The following is a 17,225-nucleotide window of genomic DNA, read 5'->3' on the forward strand; positions in this document are numbered from 1 at the left end:
TAAAATACCGGCCTTTTGGCGTTCGCCGTTCCGGCGGCCGCCATTGCCAGAGCGCCGATCGGCGATTTTTGGCCGTCTAGAATACGCCGCGGCGCCCGGTCCAACCGGCCGCGAGTGCTCCCGGAAAGTCAGCAACAGAAGGATGGAAATGAAGAAGGCCGCCCTGTGCGCCGCCCTCGCCCTCATGGCGGGCAGCGCCTTCGCGAAGGAGTGGAAGACCGTGCGGATCGGCGTCGACGCCAGCTACCCGCCGTTCGAGTCGACCGCGCCGAGCGGCGAGATCGTCGGTTTCGACGTCGATCTCACCAAGGAAATCTGCAAGCGAATCAACGTGAAATGCGTGTGGGTGGCGCAGGATCTCGACGGGATCATCCCGGCGCTGAAGGCGAAGAAGTACGACGTCATCGTGTCGTCGCTGACCGTCACGGACAAGCGCCGCGAACAGATCGACTTCTCCGACAAGGTCTATGACGCGCCGGCGCGGATGATCGCGAAGACCGGCTCGCCGCTGCTGCCGACGGTTGCATCGCTGAAGGGCAAGCGCGTGGGCGTCGAGCAGGGCTCGACGCAGGAAACCTACGCGAAGGCGTACTGGGAGCCGCAGGGCGTGACGATCATTCCTTACCAGAACCAGGACCAGGTCTACGCCGACCTCGGCTCGGGCCGTCTCGACGCGACGCTGCAGGACGAGCTGCAGGCCGACTACGGCTTCCTGCGCACGCCGCGCGGCAAGGGCTTCGCGTTTGCCGGGCCGGAAGTGAAGGATCCGAAGACGATCGGCGACGGCACCGCGATCGGCCTGCGCAAGGAGGATACGGACCTGAAGCTCAAGATCAACAAGGCGCTGGCCGACATGCACAAGGACGGCACGTACGACCGGCTGTCGCACAAGTATTTCGCGTTCAGCGTCTATTCGGCTTCGGCCCGCTGAGCAACGAAAAGAAGAGACGACGGATGCGGGGGCGGCCCCGCACCCGGGCAGTACAGGCAGTCAACCACGCGCCGCCCGCCCCCTGCCCGCCGCTCGCGCGACGGACGGGCCCGGCACCGATGCCGGGGCGGACGGTCACGATACGCACGGGGCGTTCCGCGCAGCTTGGGCGGAATGCGTCTTTCGCGGCGCACCGCGTGCGCCCTAAGGGACCACACCAGGGACCACTCAATGTTTCTACAAGGTTACGGCCCGCTGATCCTCGCAGGCACCTGGCAAACCGTCAAACTGGCGGTGCTTTCGCTTGCGCTGTCGTTCCTGCTGGGCCTGCTCGGCGCGGGCGCGAAGCTGTCGCGCAACCGCTTCACGAACGGCGTCGGCACCGTCTACACGACGCTGATCCGCGGCGTGCCCGACCTCGTGCTGATGCTGCTGCTGTTCTACAGCCTGCAGATCTGGCTGAACATGGCGACCGACGCGCTCGGCTGGGACCAGATCGACATCGACCCGTTCCTCGCCGGCGTGCTCGTGCTCGGCTTCATCTACGGCGCGTATTTCACCGAGACGTTCCGCGGCGCGTTCCTGTCGGTGCCGCGCGGCCAGCTCGAGGCCGGCAGCGCGTACGGGATGACGAACTGGCAGGTGTTCACGCGGATCATGTTCCCGCAGATGATGCGCTTCGCGCTGCCCGGCATCGGCAACAACTGGCAGGTGCTCGTGAAGTCGACCGCGCTCGTGTCGATCATCGGCCTCGCCGACGTCGTGAAGGCGTCGCAGGATGCCGGCAAGGGCACGCTGCGGTTCTTCTTCTTCACGCTGATCGCGGGTGCCGTCTACCTCGCGATCACGACGATCTCGAACTTCGTGCTGATGTGGCTCGAAAAGCGCTACTCGACCGGCGTCCGCAAGGCTGACCTATGATCGAACTCATCCAAGAATACTGGCGCAACTATCTCTACACCGACGGCTATCGCATCACCGGTGTCGCGATCACGTTGTGGCTGCTGGTCGTGTCGATCGGCCTCGGCTTCTGCCTGTCGATACCGCTCGCGGTCGCGCGCGTGTCGAAGAAGAAGTGGCTGTCGGGCGCCGTGTGGCTCTACACGTACGTGTTCCGCGGCACGCCGCTCTACGTGCAGCTGCTGCTCTGCTACACGGGCCTCTACAGCCTGCAGGCCGTGCGCGGCACGCCGATGCTCGACGCGTTCTTCCGCGACGGGATGCACTGCACGCTGCTCGCGTTCACGCTGAACACCTGCGCGTACACCACCGAAATCTTCGCGGGCGCGATCAAGGCGACCTCGTACGGCGAGATCGAAGCCGCACGTGCGTACGGGATGTCGACGTTCACGATGTACCGCCGCGTGATCCTGCCGTCGGCGCTGCGCCGCGCGCTGCCGCTGTACAGCAACGAAGTGATCCTGATGCTGCACGCGACCACCGTCGCCTTCACCGCGACCGTGCCGGACATCCTGAAGATCGCCCGTGACGTCAACTCGGCGACCTACATGTCGTTCCATGCGTTCGGCATCGCCGCCCTGCTCTATCTCGTGATCTCGTTCACGCTCGTCTGGCTGTTCCGCCAGGCCGAGCGCCGCTGGCTCGCGTATCTGCGCCCGCAAGGCAAGTAAGTTTTCGCAGGACTATGATGAATTCCCAGACTCAGAAGCTTTTCGTCGACGATCTGCACAAGCGGTACGGCGACAACGAGGTGCTCAAGGGCGTGTCGCTGAAGGCGAACTCGGGCGACGTGATCAGCGTGATCGGCTCGTCCGGTTCCGGCAAGAGCACGATGCTCCGCTGCATCAACTTCCTCGAGCAGCCGAACGCGGGCCGCATCTTCGTCGACGGCGAGGAAGTGCGCACCGCGCTCGACAAGACCGGCGCGCTGCGCGCCGCCGATACGAAGCAGCTGCAGCGCGTACGCACCAAGCTGTCGATGGTATTCCAGCACTTCAACCTCTGGTCGCACATGAACGTGATCGAGAACGTGATGGAAGCGCCGGTGAACGTGCTCGGCATCCCGAAGAAGGAAGCCGAGGAACGTGCGCGCACGTATCTCGAGAAAGTCGGCCTCGCGCCGCGCGTCGAGAAGCAGTATCCGTCGCACCTGTCGGGCGGCCAGCAGCAGCGCGTGGCGATTGCGCGCGCGCTGGCGATGCATCCGGACGTGATGCTGTTCGACGAGCCGACGTCGGCGCTCGACCCGGAGCTGGTGGGCGAAGTGCTGAAGGTGATGCAGAAGCTCGCCGAGGAAGGCCGCACGATGATCGTCGTCACGCACGAGATGGGTTTCGCGCGCAACGTGTCGAACCATGTGATGTTCCTGCACCAGGGCCGCGTCGAGGAAGAAGGCGTGCCGTCCGAGGTGTTCGCGAACCCGAAGAGCGAGCGGCTGCGCGGGTTCCTGTCGGGCAGCCTCAAGTAACGCACGCCGTTTGAGCGGGCGCCCGCGGTTCGCCGCGCGGCGCCCGTTTTGCGTTTACGCGGCGCTCACCGGCGCGCTGTCAGCGAACGCGCGCAGTTCGTCGCCCGCGAGCCGGTAGCGCACCCATTCGCTCTGCGGCGCCGCGCCGACGCTCTCGTAGAAGCGGATCGCCGGCTCGTTCCAGTCGAGCACGCTCCACTCGAAACGCCCGCAGCCCGACTCGACCGCGATCCGCGCGAGCGCCTTCAGGAGCCGCAGCCCGGCGCCCGCGCCGCGAAAGCGTGGCGACACGTACAGATCTTCGAGATACAGCCCCTGCCGGGCCAGCCACGTCGAATACGAGAAGAAATAGACGGCGAAGCCGGCCGGCTCGCCGTCGACCTCGCACATCAGCGCGCGCGCCGGCGATCCCTCGCCGAACAGGCTGCGCTCGAGCGACGCGGGCGTCGCGATCACTTCGTGTTCCGCCTTCTCGTAGATGGCCAGCTCGGTGATGAAATGCAGGATCTGCGGCACGTCGGCGACGGTGGCGGAACGGATATCGATTTGCACGGGTTGAGCCCTCCTCCGGCCCTGGCTTGTAACGGGAAACGATGCCGCGCAGCCGCGCTGGCACCCATCAGAGCGTCATGCTACGTTCATGCAGCCCCTGCAGGAAGTGCAGTTTCTTCATCCGGACCTGAACATGATGCATCCCGACCTGCGCCGCCTCGACCTGAACCTGCTGCTCGTGTTCGACGCGCTGTACCGCCACCGGTCCGTCGCCGCGGCCGCACACGAGCTCGCGTTGAGCCCGTCCGCCCTGAGCCACGCGCTCGCGCGGCTGCGCGACGCGATCGGCGACGCGCTGTTCGTGCGCCTCGGCAACGAGATGCAGCCGACCGTGCGCGCCGACGACATCGCAGCCTGGGCCGGCGACGCGCTCGACACGATGTCGAAGGGGCTCGCCCGCGCACGCCGCTTCGATCCCGCGCAAAGCGACCGCACGTTCGTGTTCGCGGCGACCGACTACACGGCATTCGCCGTGCTGCCGGCGTTTCTCGCGCGCATCCAGCATGTCGCGCCGCAATTGCGGATCCGCGTCGTGCATTCCGACCGGAAGATCTCCGTCGACGAACTCGCGGCCGGCCGCATCGATTTCGCGCTCGGCTACCACGAGGAATCGGCGGCCGACGCGCCGGGCATCGAGGATTTCGACTGGTTCTCCGACGACTACGTCGTGATCGCGAGCGCCACGCATCCGGAGATTCGCCGGCGGCTGACGCTCGACCAGTACCTGGCGGCACGCCACGTGGTCGTCACGCCGTGGAACGAGTCGCGCGGTGTCGTCGACCATGTGCTCGACCGGCTCGGCCTCGCGCGGCAGGTCGCCGTGCAGTTGCCGACGGTGCTGGCCGCACCGTTCGTGATCGCGGAATCCGCGCTGCTGATGACGGTGCCGAACCGCGCCGCGCAGGCGTTGCGGCACGCGGCGCCGATCCGCCTCTTTCCGGCGCCGTTCGAGATTCCGCGCTACACCGTGAAGGTCTACTCGCACGCGAAGCATGCGCGCACCGATGCACATCGCTGGATTCGCGCGCAGTTGCTCGACGCAAGGCCCGCCGCTGCCTGACCGACACAGGTTGGTACCTCGCGCCGGGCGTTGACGGACAAGCGTTTCAGGCACCCGCAGGCCCTCTCCGGCAGCCGTCCATTCATTACGAAATACTTACCAATTTCTCGCGTCCGACGCTTACGCCCGCGCCCTCGCAGCGTCAATAGTGGCAATCCTTGACCCCTGTTTGCCAGATTCGTGTCTCCCTTGCGGGACAAGGGTTTTCCGTTAATTGCAAACCCTTGGCACCCCTGTTGCCCACCGTGTTGCATGGCAATTTGGCGACACGTGTTAGTCAAACAACGATTTCCATCGCCACAAAATTGTATTTTTGCTAAATTAGTAACCAAAGTAGCAAAACGAAGTTCGTGAAATGTAGTTTAGCTTCACGACACTACAAGGAGACCCCGCAGGCCGACCCGGCTGCGCGGGACCGCTCAACGGTTTTCCGTCCGCTTGCCCGCGTGCCGCGCTTACCGGCCCTGCACGAGGTCTCCCTGGTTATCCCGCTTTTGCCCGGCGCTCGCGCTCCGGGCATCTCGTGCAGTCTGGGTTGACTTTTTGACAGGGTATGGAGGAGATGATGAAGAAAGCTTTGGTCGCGGCCGCGCTGATGGCTGCTGGGGTGGTGACGGCGCACGCGCAGAGCAGCGTCACGCTGTATGGCCGCCTGGATGCCGGCATCGAGTACATGAACGGCCTGCAAAACGGCCACCAAGTGCGCGCGGAAAGCGGCGACTGGGGCACGAGCCTCTGGGGCTTGAAGGGCACCGAGGACATCGGCGGCGGCAACAAGATCCTGTTCCACCTCGAAGGCGCGTTCAACACGATGACGGGCGGCTTCAGCGGCTCGATCTGGGATCGTTATGCGACGGTCGGCATCTCCAACGACCGCTACGGTACGCTGCTGTTGGGTCGCGAGCTCGCGATCGCCAACGGCGTGTGGGACTTCGACCCGTTCGGCCAGTCGGCCTGGTCGACGGCCTCGCTGGTGCGCGGCCGCAACTGGAACAAGACCAGCAACAACGTGTCGTACCAGTCGCCGCAGTTCTACGGCCTCGACTTCTACGGCCAGTTCTCGTTCTCGAACTCGACCAGCTTCAACGGCAACACGACGGCCGGCCAACCGGGCCGTGCAGCCGGTGCACAGGTCACCTACACGAATTCGCTGTTCCAGTTGCGCGGTATCTATGACGAAACGCGCGACAGCAACGGCCGGTTCTCGGACGTGTTCAACTACTCGCGTGAATACTTCGCGGGCGTGAACGTGTTCCTCGGCCAGTTCAAGGTGCAAGCGGCCTACCAGGCATCGCGCGCAGACGGCAGCGGCGGCCCGGCAGTGAACGCCGGCGTGACGGGCACCCAGCAGGTCTGGGGCGGCGTGACGTGGCAGGCAACGCCGGCAGCGGCGCTGATCGCAGCCGTGTATCACGTGAACGCGAACCACGGCGGCGGCAACGCGAACATCTACACGGTCGGCGGTTCGTACAACATCTCGAAGCGCACGCTGTTCGACCTGCAGGTCGCGACGGTGCGCAACAGCAAGAACGCCAACTTCGGCCTGAACGCGAACGGCGCCGGTACGGCCGTGTCGACGGGCAACCCGAATCCGGGCGGCAGCCAGACCGGCGTCTACGCCGGCATCCAGCACCTGTTCTGATCAGGCGCCGTTCTCAAAGAATCGATTCAACGACGTTTTCCACGCTGCTGCGAGAGGCGCGTATCGGTGCGGTACCCAACCGGGTATCGCACCGTTTTTTATTGGCGGGCCGGCTTTGTGCGGCCCTTCGACGAAGGCGGCGCTCAGACGGCCGCTTCGTTCTCTTCGCCGGTGCGGATGCGGATCACGCGCTCGACATCCGACACGAAGATCTTGCCGTCGCCGATCTTGCCGGTGCGGGCCGCGCCGATCACCGCGTCGATCACCTGGTCGACCTGCGCTTCCGCGACGACCACCTCGATCTTCATCTTCGGCAGGAAGTCGACGACATATTCGGCGCCGCGATACAGCTCGGTATGGCCCTTCTGGCGGCCGAAGCCCTTCACTTCCGTCACGGTCAGGCCCGTGAGACCCACTTCGGCGAGCGCTTCGCGGACTTCGTCCAGCTTGAACGGCTTGATGATGGCAGTGATGCGTTTCATGGTGGTTGTCCCCCAATGCTCGTTTGGATGCAAAATCGCGACCCCGATTGTAAGCCTGCGAGCCGCACGCGGCCCAACACCGCTCAATCGAGCCGTTCGGTAAACCGTGACGTGATCGGATAGCGCCAGTCGCGCCCGAACGCGCGATGCGTGACGCGAATGCCGATCGGCGCCTGGCGGCGCTTGTATTCATTGATCTTGATGAGCCGCGTCACGCGCTCGACGTCGGCCTGCGCATAACCGGCCGCGACGATCTCGGCGAGCGGCCGGTCCTCTTCCATGTACATGCGCATGATCGCGTCGAGCACGTCGTACGGCGGCAGGCTGTCCTGGTCGGTCTGGTTCTCGCGCAGCTCGGCCGACGGCGCGCGCGTGAGGATCCGCTCCGGGATCACGTCGCGCAGCGGGTAGTCGGCCGTTTCGTTGCGATAGCGGCACAGCCGGTACACGAGCGTCTTCGCGATGTCCTTGATCACCGCGAACCCGCCGGCCATGTCGCCGTACAGCGTGCAGTACCCGACCGCCATCTCGCTCTTGTTGCCGGTCGTCAGCACGATCGAGCCGAACTTGTTCGACAGCGCCATCAGCAGCGTGCCGCGAATGCGTGCCTGGATGTTCTCCTCCGTCGCGTCTTCCGCGCGGCCCGCGAACTCGCACGCGAGCGCTGCGCGGAACGCATCGAACATCGGCGCGATCGCGATCTCGTCGTAGCGCACGCCGACGCGCCGCGCCATCTCCGCCGCGTCGGTGGTCGAGATGTCGGCCGTGAAGCGCGACGGCATCATCACCGCACGCACGCGCTCCGGCCCGAGCGCATCGCATGCGACAGCCAGCACCAGCGCCGAATCGACGCCGCCCGACAGCCCGATCAGCACGCCCGGAAACCCGTTCTTGCCGATGTAGTCGCGCACGCCGGTCACGAGCGCGCGGTACACCTGCGCGTGCGTCGACAGCTCGGGCGCGATCGCGCCCGGCAGCGGCCGCGCGCCGTCGAATTCGACGATCGCGTGCCCTTCGTCGAACTGCGGCATCTTCGCGACGAGCGCACCCTGCGCGTCGAGCACGAACGAGCCGCCGTCGAACACGAGCTCGTCCTGGCCGCCGACGAGGTTCACGTACACCATCGGCAACCCGGTTTCGCGGATCCGTGCGCGCAGGATGTCGAAGCGCACCGCTTCCTTGTTCATGTGGTACGGCGAGCCGTTCGGGATCAGCAGCACCTGCGCGCCGGCCGCCTTCGCGATCTGCGCGGCCGACGCGTGCCACGCATCCTCGCAGATGATCACGCCGTACTTCACGCCGTTCAGCTCGAACACGAGCGGCTCGGCGTCGGTCGCGAAGTAGCGCTTCTCGTCGAACACCTCGGCGTTCGGCAGGTCCTGCTTGCGGTAGGTGCCGACGATCTCGCCGCCGACGATCAGGGAAACCGCGTTATAGGTATCGGTGGGCGGCACGCCGCGCTCGATCGGGCGGTTTGCATTACCATCGACGGCTGGCGCGTGCGCGCCTTCGCCCATGCCGCGCAGCGGATGGCCGACCAGCACCGCGAGCCCGTCGAATGCCTTCAGCGCGTCGGCGAGCGCATCGAGTGCCGAGGCCGCCGCCGCGTAGAACGCGGGCCGCAGCAGCAGGTCTTCCGGCGGATAGCCGGACAGCGCGAGTTCCGGCGCGACCATCAGCTGCGCACCATCGTTGTGCGCGGCGCGGGCGGCCGCGACGATTCGCGCGACGTTGCCGGCGAAGTCGCCGACGGTGACGTTGATCTGGGCAAGAGCGAGTCGGGTCTTCATGGCGGGATCGGCGCAGCCCGGCGGCGCGCCCTGAACGGCTGACGAAATCGTCCCGGTGCGGGCCGCGCAGGCCCGCGCATCCGGCGACACAGAACGGTACGGATTCACGCTTGAAACACGAACGCATCGATTATCGCACGGGCATCCTGTCGTCCCCCGCGGAGGTGCCGGCCGAAGAATGGAACGCGCTGCTCGCCCGCGACGCGCAGCCGACCCCCTTCCTGCGCCACGAATTCCTCGACGCGCTGCACGTCGCGCGCTGCGCGGTCGACGATACCGGCTGGTCGCCGCACTTCGTCACGCTGACCGACGAGCGCACCGGCCGCCTCGCGGCCGCCGCGCCCGTCTACGCGAAACAGCATTCGTACGGCGAATACGTGTTCGACTGGGCGTGGGCCGACGCGTACCAGCGCAACGACCTGCCCTACTACCCGAAGCTGCTGTGCGCGGTGCCGTTCACGCCCGTGCAGGGCACGCGCCTGCTCGCGGCCGACGACGACGCGCGCCGCCGGCTCGCGGCCACGCTGCTCGCGTTCGCCGAGCAGAGCGACGTGTCGTCGCTGCACGTGCTGTTCCCGACCGGCGACGAAGCGGCGCTCCTCGAATCGATGGGGATGATGCTGCGCGAAGGCGTGCAGTTCCACTGGATCAACGACGGCTACCGCCACTTCGACGATTTCCTCGGCACGCTCGAGCAGAAGAAGCGCAAGAACATCCGCGCCGAGCGGCGCAAGGTGCACGACGCGGGCGTGACGTTCCGGCGGCTCACCGGCGACCAGATCACCGACGCCGACTGGCGTTTCTTCTCGCGCTGCTACCGGCAGACCTACCGCGAACACTATTCCAGCCCGTACCTGAATCTCGACTTCTTCCGCACGATCGGCGCGACGATGCCCGAGAACCTGCTGCTCGTGATCGCGGAAGCCGGCGGGCAGCCGATCGCGAGTGCGCTCGCCGTCTACAGGCGCGGCGAAAACGGCGGTGGCACGCTGTATGGCCGCTATTGGGGCGCGCTCGAACACGTGCCCTGCCTGCATTTTGAAACGGCCTACTATCAGTTGCTCGAATTCTGCATCGAGGCCGGGCTCGATACATTCGAAGGCGGCGCGCAGGGCGAACACAAGCTCGCGCGCGGCTTCCTGCCGACCGTCACGCACTCCGCGCACTGGCTCGCGCACCCGGCGTTCTCGGACGCGGTCGCACGTTTTCTCGAACGCGAGACCGAGCATATCCATGCGTACGTCGACGAACTGCGCGAACACGATCCGTTCCGGCGCGGCGGCCAGTAACGTCATCAGCGGCACCAGCATGCGACGAAGTCACGGCCGGCTTCGCCGCATGCCGCACGGCTCCGTCGGCCCGGTGCGCGGCACGCGTCACCGTCGTCGGCAACGCCTGGATCGCCCACGCGCACGCAATCGTCAAACGCCGGAACAGCGAGTTTTCATTGATCCGCCTGAATCGATCTGTTGTACTTGTCACCCCACTCCAGCGTCCCAGTTAAAAGAAATCGACCGGTCACCATGCTTGACCGGCAGGAGCAGTACCTGACCTCTCGCAGCGGGGGCAACCCGAAGGTCATGGAGAGAGACATGGAGTTACGACAGAAATCGGTATCCGTCCGGGTCTACCGACAGGCGCTCGACGACATGCGGCGCAACGGCTTCGACGTCGCGCCGCTGTATGCGACGCTCGGCATCGGCGCGGCCGATCTCGCCGACGACGCGCGGCGCATCCCCGGTGATCGGCATGTCGCCGCGATGCGGCTGATGAGCGACTGGCCGTTGTCCTGGCATCGGCCGCCGCCACAGGTCGTGCCGTGGCTCGCGCCATTCCCCGAGCTCGCGGGCATCACCTGCAACGCCGCGACGCTGCGCGACGCGCTGCGCGGCTACCTGCGCTACCGCGAACTGATCGGCAACGTCGACTGGCTTTTCGCGCATGAAACGGGCGACGTGATCGCACTCGAGTACGTGAACGAAGGTGACGGAAGGCCCGCCAGCAGCGCGTTCGCGAATTTCGCGATCCTCGTCGCGCTCGCGCGCCTGTACGATCCGCACGTGCGGATCGACGAAGCCGCGTTCGCGGGCCGCGCGTTTGCGCCGACGGCCGCGCTGCGCGATCTCCTCGGCGCGACGGTGTCGTTCGATGCCGCATGCAACCGCGTCGTGCTGCGCTCCGCGCGCTTCGACACGCCGTTCGAGTGCTACAACGCGCCGCTCGCGGACATCCAGCGTCAGGCGGCCGACGCCGCGCGCGAGCGCGTGCGCGCCCGCTCGACGTTCGGCGCGTCGGTCGAGCAATGCGTGCGCGACTGGCTGCGCACGTCCGACGACGCCGACGTGCCGTCCGACACGCTGATGGAGCACGTCTGCGCGCGCTTCGCGATGTCGCGCTGGACACTGCGCAGGCGGCTGCATCGCGAAGCGGTCGGGTTTCATGCGCTCGTCGCGCAGGCGCGGCTCGGTGAAGCGCGCGACCTGCTGCTGAATACGCAACTGCCGATCGGCGAGATCGGCGCGCGGGTCGGCTTCCGTTCGACGAGCGCGTTCACGCGCTTCTTCACGCGCGAACTCGGCGCGGCGCCGAGCCGCTTTCGCGACGGGCACGGCGAGCGGTGGCGTTGACGGGCGCTTTTTCTGAGACACTGGCGGCTTCGCATCCTGCCGCCCTGCCATGTCCTGGTTTCTGTATCTGATCGAATGCGCCGACGACAGCGTCTATACGGGCATCACGACCGACGTTGCCGCGCGCTTCGACGAGCACGCATCCGGCAAGGGCGCGCGCTATACGCGCTCGCGCAAGCCGCGTGCGGTGCTCGCGTCGTTTCCACTGCCCGACCGGTCGAGCGCGTCGCGCGCCGAGTACTGGGTGAAGCAGCTCACGGCGGTACAGAAGCGGGAGCTGGCGGCCGGGTTGCGAACGCTGGAGTCGGTGCTGCCGGCCGTCGTGGCCGTCGATACCAGCGGTGACGAGGTCGGGTTGAAGGCCGGTGCGCGCGGGCGGAAGAAGGCGAAGAACGTCGATCGTGCGGAGAAGACGGTCGAGACGGGCAAAAGCCCGAAGAAGGCCGGAAAGGCCGGGAAAGCCGAAAAGGTCGACAAACCTGCAAAAGCCGCCAAGCCTTCCAAGGCGACAAAAGCCGCCCCGGTCGCACAGCGCAAGAAGCCCGACAACGATGGGGTCGCAAAAAAGACTTCATCGCGCGACACATCGGTAAAAAAGGACAAGCCGGACGCACCCGCTTCGTCGAAAGGAAAGGCGCCTGCAGCCAGCGGCAAACTCATCACGAACGCACGCGAAGATGCCGCGCCCGCATCGCGTCGCCGCCGCCCGGCTGCTACCCAAGCCGCCGAAGCGCCGGCGGCTCCTGTTGTCCCTCGCCGCGCGAAGCGCACGAAGGATGCGCCGTCCACCGCCCCGTCGCCCGCGGCCGTACCCGCCGCCGCACGCAAGCGACCCCAACGCACAAAACAAAACCGCGCGGCCTCCTGAGGAGACACGCGCGGTTGGCGTTTCGCACGAACCGGCCGTTGGCCGGTACGCCGCTTACTTCTTGTAGTTCGCTGCGCCGTCGGTGATTTCCTTGTGCGCGGCTTCGATGCCGGCCCAGCCTTCGACCTTCACCCACTTGCCCTTCTCGAGCGCCTTGTATTGCTCGAAGAAGTGCTTGATCTGGTCCTTCAGGTACTCGGGCACGTCGTCGATCGACTTCAGGTTGGCCGTCATCGGGCAGACCTTGTCGTGCGGCACGGCGACCAGCTTCGCGTCGACGCCCGACTCGTCGGTCATCTGCAGCATGCCGAGCACGCGCGAGCGCACGATCGAGCCTGCCAGCAGCGGGAACGGCGTGATCACGAGCACGTCGACCGGATCGCCGTCGCCCGACAGCGTCTGCGGGATGTAGCCGTAGTTCACCGGATAGCGCATGCCCGTGCCGATGAAGCGGTCGACGACGAGAAGGCCCAGTTCCTTGTCCGCCTCGTACTTCACCGGATCGCTTTGCGCGGGAATCTCGATGATCACGTTGAAATCTTGCGGCAGGTCCTTGCCGGCCGGAACATGATTGAAGCTCATGAGCACTCTCTGTAGGTCGATGGGAATTCGGGACAGGGCGCCGCGGCCGATGCATCGCCGCAGGCGTCCCGCAAGGGAATGCGCCATTATAGCCAATCGACCGGTGGCGTCCGGATGACGATCGGCCGATAATCGTTCCGGATGCCCGGCCGTTGAATCATCGGCCGCGTGACGTGGAATCGGTGTCGGCGGTTGAAGCGCTGTCGCCGGCCGACCGCAAAACTTGGGGCCCGGGTGAGCGCTGAGGCGCCAACTCGGCGCGACCGTGAAGCATGGGGCCAGAGTAAACGCTGAAGCGCCAACTCGGGTCGACCGCGAAGCATGGGGCCCGAGTAAGCGCTGAAGTGCCAACTCGGGCCGACCGCGAAGCATGGGACCCGAGTAAGCGCTGAAGCGCTAACTCGGGTCGACAGGAGCTGGCATGGAAGAGGCGAAGCACTTCATCGCGGGCGAATGGACGTTGCCCGCGCAACTGGAAACCATCGCGGTCGTCGATCCCTCCGACGGCCAGCCGTTCGCGTCGATCGCCCGCGGCACGGCGCCCGACATCGAGCGCGCGGTCGCCGCGGCCCGCGACGCATTCGCGGGCCCGTGGGGCGCCGCCAGCGCCGCCGAGCACGGCCGCGTGCTGATGCGCCTGTCGGCGCGTGTCGCCGCCTCGATCGACGAACTCGCCGCGATCGAAGCGCGCGACACCGGCAAGCCGCTGAAACAGGCGCGCGCCGACGCAGCCGCGCTCGCGCGCTACTTCGAGTTCTATGCAGGCGCCGCCGACAAGCTGCACGGCGAAACCCTCCCCTATCAAGCCGGCTACACGGTGCTGACGGTGCGCGAGCCGCACGGCGTCACGGGCCACATCGTGCCGTGGAACTACCCGATGCAGATCTTCGGGCGCAGCGTCGGCGCCGCGCTCGCGGCCGGCAACGCCTGCGTCGTCAAGCCAGCCGAGGATGCGTGCCTGTCGTTGCTGCGCGTCGCCGAGCTGGCCGTCGAGGCCGGGCTGCCAGCCGGTGCGCTGAACATCGTCACCGGCTACGGCCATGAAGCCGGCGCCGCGCTCGCACGCCATCCCGGCATCGACCACATCTCGTTCACGGGATCGCCGGCCACCGGCAAGCTGGTCACGCAGATGGCGGCCGAGAACCACGTACCCGTCACGCTCGAACTCGGCGGCAAGTCGCCGCAGATCGTGTTCGCCGACGCCGATCTCGAAGCGGCGCTGCCCGTGCTCGTGTCCGCGATCGTGCAGAACGGCGGGCAGACCTGTTCGGCCGGCAGCCGCGTGCTGATCGAGCGCGCGGTGTACGAGCCGCTCGTCGAGCGCCTCGCCACCGCGTTCAACGGGCTGCGCGTCGGCCCGAGCCGCGCCGACCTCGACTGCGGCCCGCTGATCAACGCGAAGCAGCAGCAGCGCGTGTGGGATTTCCTGTCCGACGCGCAGCACGACGGCATTCCGATGGCCGCGCACGGGCAGGTCGTCGCCGACGCGCCCGAAAGCGGCTTCTACCAGGCGCCCGCGCTGCTGCGCGACGTGCCGCCGTCGCACCGGCTCGCGCAGGAGGAAGTGTTCGGCCCCGTGCTCGCCGCGATGCGTTTCGTCGACGAGGACGAAGCCGTCGCGCTGGCGAACGGCACGCCGTACGGCCTCGTCGCGGGCATCTGGACGCGCGACGGTGCACGCCAGATGCGGCTCGCGCGGCGCCTGCGGGCGGGCCAGGTGTTCATCAACAACTACGGCGCGGGCGGCGGCGTCGAGCTGCCGTTCGGCGGCGTCGGCCACTCGGGACATGGCCGCGAGAAAGGCTTCGAGGCACTGTACGGCTTCACCACGCTGAAGACGATCGCGATCCGGCACGGCTGACCGCGCCGCATGCAGCACCTGGCACGCGGCCGGCAGCACCCGGGCCGCGTGCCGAAGCACGACGACACTCATATCCAGCACAGGAGACACACCATGCGGTTGAGCGGCAAGACGGCAATCGTCACGGGCGGCGGCTCGGGATTCGGCGAAGGCATCGCGAAGACCTATGCGCGCGAAGGCGCGAACGTCGTCGTCAACGACCTGAATGGCGCGGCAGCCGAGCGCGTCGCGAGCGAGATCGCGCTCGCGGGCGGCAAGGCCATCGCGGTGGCCGGCGACGTGTCGAGGCAGGACGACTGGCACGGGCTGCTGCAAGCCTCGCTCGACGATTTCCATGCGGTGCAGATCGTCGTGAACAACGCCGGCACCACGCACCGCAACAAGCCGGTGCTCGACGTGACGGAAGCCGAATTCGACCGCGTGTACGCGGTCAACATGAAGAGCCTGTTCTGGTGCGTGCAGACCTTCGTGCCGTACTTTCGCGAACAGGGCGGCGGCGTGTTCGTGAACGTCGCGTCGACGGCCGGCGTGCGGCCGCGGCCAGGCCTCGTCTGGTACAACAGCACGAAGGGCGCGATGATCACCGCGAGCAAGTCGCTCGCGGCCGAGCTCGGCGCCGACCGCATCCGCGTGAACTGCATCAACCCCGTGCTCGGCGAAACGGCGTTGATGACCGAATTCATGGGCTGCGAGGACACCCCCGAGAACCGTAGCCGGTTCCTCGCGACGATCCCGCTCGGCCGCTTCTCGACGCCGCAGGACATCGCGAACGCGGCGCTTTACCTTGCCTCCGACGAAGCTGAATTCATCACGGGCGTTTGTCTCGAAGTCGACGGCGGACGCTGCATCTAGCCGCATCGCGCTGTTCGCGTGCCGCGCCGGGTTTCGCCGGCCGGCACGGCATCCACGCATTGCTTCGCACGAAACCGGATCGGGTGCCGCTGCGCCCTCCCCGGCCAACTATAAGGACAGGAGACAACATGGCAACATCGACGCAGTCGCTGCCGGGCTCGTCCGGCGCATTCGAGGAAGCGACCTACCGCAAGGTGTCGTGGCGGCTCGTGCCGCTCCTGCTGCTGTGCTACGTGGTCGCGTATCTCGACCGCGTGAACGTCGGGTTCGCGAAGCTGCAGATGGCGAGCGACCTGAACCTCAGCGACACCGTCTACGGGCTCGGCGCCGGGATCTTCTTCTTCGGCTATTTCCTCTTCGAGGTGCCGAGCAACATCATCCTGCACAGGGTCGGCGCGCGCGTGTGGATCGCGCGGATCATGGCGACGTGGGGCGTGATCTCGATCCTGACGATGTTCGTCACGACGCCCACGATGTTCTACGTGATGCGCTTCCTGCTCGGCGTCGCCGAGGCGGGCTTCTTCCCCGGCGTGATCCTCTACCTCACCTACTGGTATCCCGCGCACCGGCGCGGCCGCATGACGACGTTCTTCATGACGGCCGTCGCGCTGTCCGGCGTGATCGGCGGGCCGCTCTCGGGCTTCATCCTGAAGGCGTTCGACGGCATCAGCGGGTGGCACGGCTGGCAATGGCTGTTCCTGCTCGAGGGTATCCCGTCGGTGCTGGTCGGCGTGGTCGTGTTCCTCAAGCTGGACGAGCGGATCGAGAAGGCAAACTGGCTGACCGACGACGAAAAGGCGCTGCTCATGCGCAACGTCGCTGCCGAAGAGGCCACCAAGGAAGACCCGCCGCTCGGCGCCGTGATGGCGAGCCCGCGCGTGTGGCTGATGGCGCTGATCTACTTCTCGTTCGTGATGGGGCTTTACGGCGTCGGCTTCTGGCTGCCGACCATCATCAAGGCGACGGGCGTGACCGACACGCTCATGATCGGCCTGCTGTCGGCGATTCCGTATGCGGCCGCCGTGGTCGCGATGATCCTGATCGCACGCAGCGCGGACCGGCACCGCGAGCGCCGCTGGCACGTCGCGATCCCGGCCGCGATCGGCGCGCTCGGGCTAGTGCTGTCGGTGATCTGGGCGCACCAGACCGCGCTCGCGATGCTCGGCCTCACGCTCGCGACGATCGGCATCCTGACGACGTTGCCGCTGTTCTGGAGCCTGCCGACCGCCTTCCTCGGCGGCACGGCGGCCGCGGCCGGCATCGCGATGATCAACTCGATCGGCAACCTCGCCGGCTTCCTCAGCCCGTACATGATGGGCTGGCTCAAGCAGGCAACGGGCGCCAACGATTCGGGCATGTACATGCTCGCCGGGTTTCTCGTGCTCGGCGGGCTGCTGGCGCTGTCGGTACCGAAGCGGCTCGTCGACAAGTAACGCCGGGCGCATGACGCCCGCCGGCCGATAACCGACCGACACCCGGAACGCCCTGCTGGCCGGAACCGCTCCGGCCGGCGGGGCGTTTCTGCTTCCACGCACGCACCGCTCGAGAGA

At 66.8% G+C, this 17,225-nt stretch carries 16 protein-coding genes; 12 read left to right on the plus strand and 4 right to left on the minus strand.

Translation table 11 applies throughout. The annotated features are described in order from the left end of the window. Positions 1-148: 148 nt before the first annotated feature. From CFB39_RS13535 to CFB39_RS13550, 4 genes are all read left to right on the plus strand, one after another. Positions 149-931 (plus strand): ABC transporter substrate-binding protein, encoded by a 783-nt coding sequence (locus CFB39_RS13535; RefSeq protein WP_143329468.1) that lies wholly within the window; start codon positions 149-151, stop codon positions 929-931. 231 nt (positions 932-1,162) lie between these two features. Further along, entirely contained in the window at positions 1,163-1,852 is a 690-nt protein-coding gene (locus CFB39_RS13540) for an ABC transporter permease (protein ID WP_021158491.1), read from the plus strand. Further along, the gene (locus CFB39_RS13545) at positions 1,849-2,562 is read left to right on the plus strand and encodes an ABC transporter permease (protein WP_011352853.1); all 714 of its coding nucleotides are present in this window, start codon (positions 1,849-1,851) and stop codon (positions 2,560-2,562) included. The genes CFB39_RS13540 and CFB39_RS13545 overlap by 4 nt, the downstream gene beginning before the upstream one ends. A 17-nt stretch (positions 2,563-2,579) precedes the next feature. Continuing rightward, positions 2,580-3,359 (plus strand): ABC transporter ATP-binding protein, encoded by a 780-nt coding sequence (locus CFB39_RS13550; RefSeq protein WP_089473787.1) that lies wholly within the window; start codon positions 2,580-2,582, stop codon positions 3,357-3,359. Between the two features lie 54 nt (positions 3,360-3,413). On the opposite strand, the gene CFB39_RS13555 is transcribed toward CFB39_RS13550, so the two are convergent. Then, positions 3,414-3,911: a GNAT family N-acetyltransferase gene (locus CFB39_RS13555; RefSeq protein ID WP_089473367.1), complete on the minus strand. Its 498-nt coding sequence runs from the start codon at positions 3,909-3,911 to the stop codon at positions 3,414-3,416. Between the two features lie 88 nt (positions 3,912-3,999). On the opposite strand from CFB39_RS13555, the gene CFB39_RS13560 reads away from it, so the two are divergent. Continuing rightward, complete coding sequence (locus CFB39_RS13560; RefSeq protein ID WP_373452728.1) at positions 4,000-4,971, plus strand: LysR family transcriptional regulator; 972 nt, start codon at positions 4,000-4,002, stop codon at positions 4,969-4,971. 562 nt (positions 4,972-5,533) lie between these two features. Continuing rightward, positions 5,534-6,613 (plus strand): porin, encoded by a 1,080-nt coding sequence (locus CFB39_RS13565; protein WP_059531990.1) that lies wholly within the window; start codon positions 5,534-5,536, stop codon positions 6,611-6,613. Between the two features lie 143 nt (positions 6,614-6,756). Here CFB39_RS13565 and CFB39_RS13570 read toward each other — a convergent pair whose 3' ends face one another. Together CFB39_RS13570 and CFB39_RS13575 are read right to left on the minus strand one after the other, a co-directional pair. Further along, positions 6,757-7,095 (minus strand): P-II family nitrogen regulator, encoded by a 339-nt coding sequence (locus CFB39_RS13570; protein WP_006398637.1) that lies wholly within the window; start codon positions 7,093-7,095, stop codon positions 6,757-6,759. Between the two features lie 83 nt (positions 7,096-7,178). Continuing rightward, positions 7,179-8,885, minus strand: a complete 1,707-nt coding sequence (locus tag CFB39_RS13575) for an NAD+ synthase (RefSeq protein ID WP_089473368.1) — start codon at positions 8,883-8,885, stop codon at positions 7,179-7,181. A gap of 110 nt (positions 8,886-8,995) precedes the next feature. On the opposite strand from CFB39_RS13575, the gene CFB39_RS13580 reads away from it, so the two are divergent. From CFB39_RS13580 to CFB39_RS13590, 3 genes are all read left to right on the plus strand, one after another. Then, positions 8,996-10,174 carry a GNAT family N-acetyltransferase gene (locus tag CFB39_RS13580; protein ID WP_089473369.1) on the plus strand — a complete coding sequence of 393 codons (1,179 nt, stop codon included), beginning with the start codon at positions 8,996-8,998 and terminating at the stop codon, positions 10,172-10,174. Between the two features lie 303 nt (positions 10,175-10,477). Then, entirely contained in the window at positions 10,478-11,512 is a 1,035-nt protein-coding gene (locus tag CFB39_RS13585) for an AraC family transcriptional regulator (RefSeq protein ID WP_089473370.1), read from the plus strand. A 49-nt stretch (positions 11,513-11,561) separates the two neighbouring features. Continuing rightward, positions 11,562-12,380 (plus strand): GIY-YIG nuclease family protein, encoded by an 819-nt coding sequence (locus tag CFB39_RS13590; RefSeq protein ID WP_089473371.1) that lies wholly within the window; start codon positions 11,562-11,564, stop codon positions 12,378-12,380. Between the two features lie 54 nt (positions 12,381-12,434). Here the strand turns inward: CFB39_RS13590 and ppa are convergent, their stop codons facing one another. After that, positions 12,435-12,962, minus strand: a complete 528-nt coding sequence (gene ppa / locus CFB39_RS13595; RefSeq protein WP_011352863.1) for an inorganic diphosphatase — start codon at positions 12,960-12,962, stop codon at positions 12,435-12,437. Positions 12,963-13,383: 421 nt separating this feature from the next. On the opposite strand from ppa, the gene CFB39_RS13600 reads away from it, so the two are divergent. The 3 genes from CFB39_RS13600 to CFB39_RS13610 all read left to right on the plus strand — a co-directional run bounded on the left by CFB39_RS13600 (position 13,384) and on the right by CFB39_RS13610 (position 17,108). Beyond that, positions 13,384-14,823: an aldehyde dehydrogenase family protein gene (locus CFB39_RS13600; protein ID WP_089473372.1), complete on the plus strand. Its 1,440-nt coding sequence runs from the start codon at positions 13,384-13,386 to the stop codon at positions 14,821-14,823. A 93-nt stretch (positions 14,824-14,916) separates the two neighbouring features. Then, entirely contained in the window at positions 14,917-15,675 is a 759-nt protein-coding gene (locus CFB39_RS13605) for an SDR family oxidoreductase (RefSeq protein WP_089473373.1), read from the plus strand. Positions 15,676-15,803: 128 nt separating this feature from the next. Then, positions 15,804-17,108 (plus strand): MFS transporter, encoded by a 1,305-nt coding sequence (locus CFB39_RS13610; RefSeq protein WP_089473374.1) that lies wholly within the window; start codon positions 15,804-15,806, stop codon positions 17,106-17,108. Positions 17,109-17,225 lie beyond the last annotated feature (117 nt).

Source organism: Burkholderia sp. AU6039 (genome assembly GCF_002223365.1).
In the GTDB taxonomy this organism is placed as follows: Bacteria; Pseudomonadota; Gammaproteobacteria; order Burkholderiales; family Burkholderiaceae; genus Burkholderia.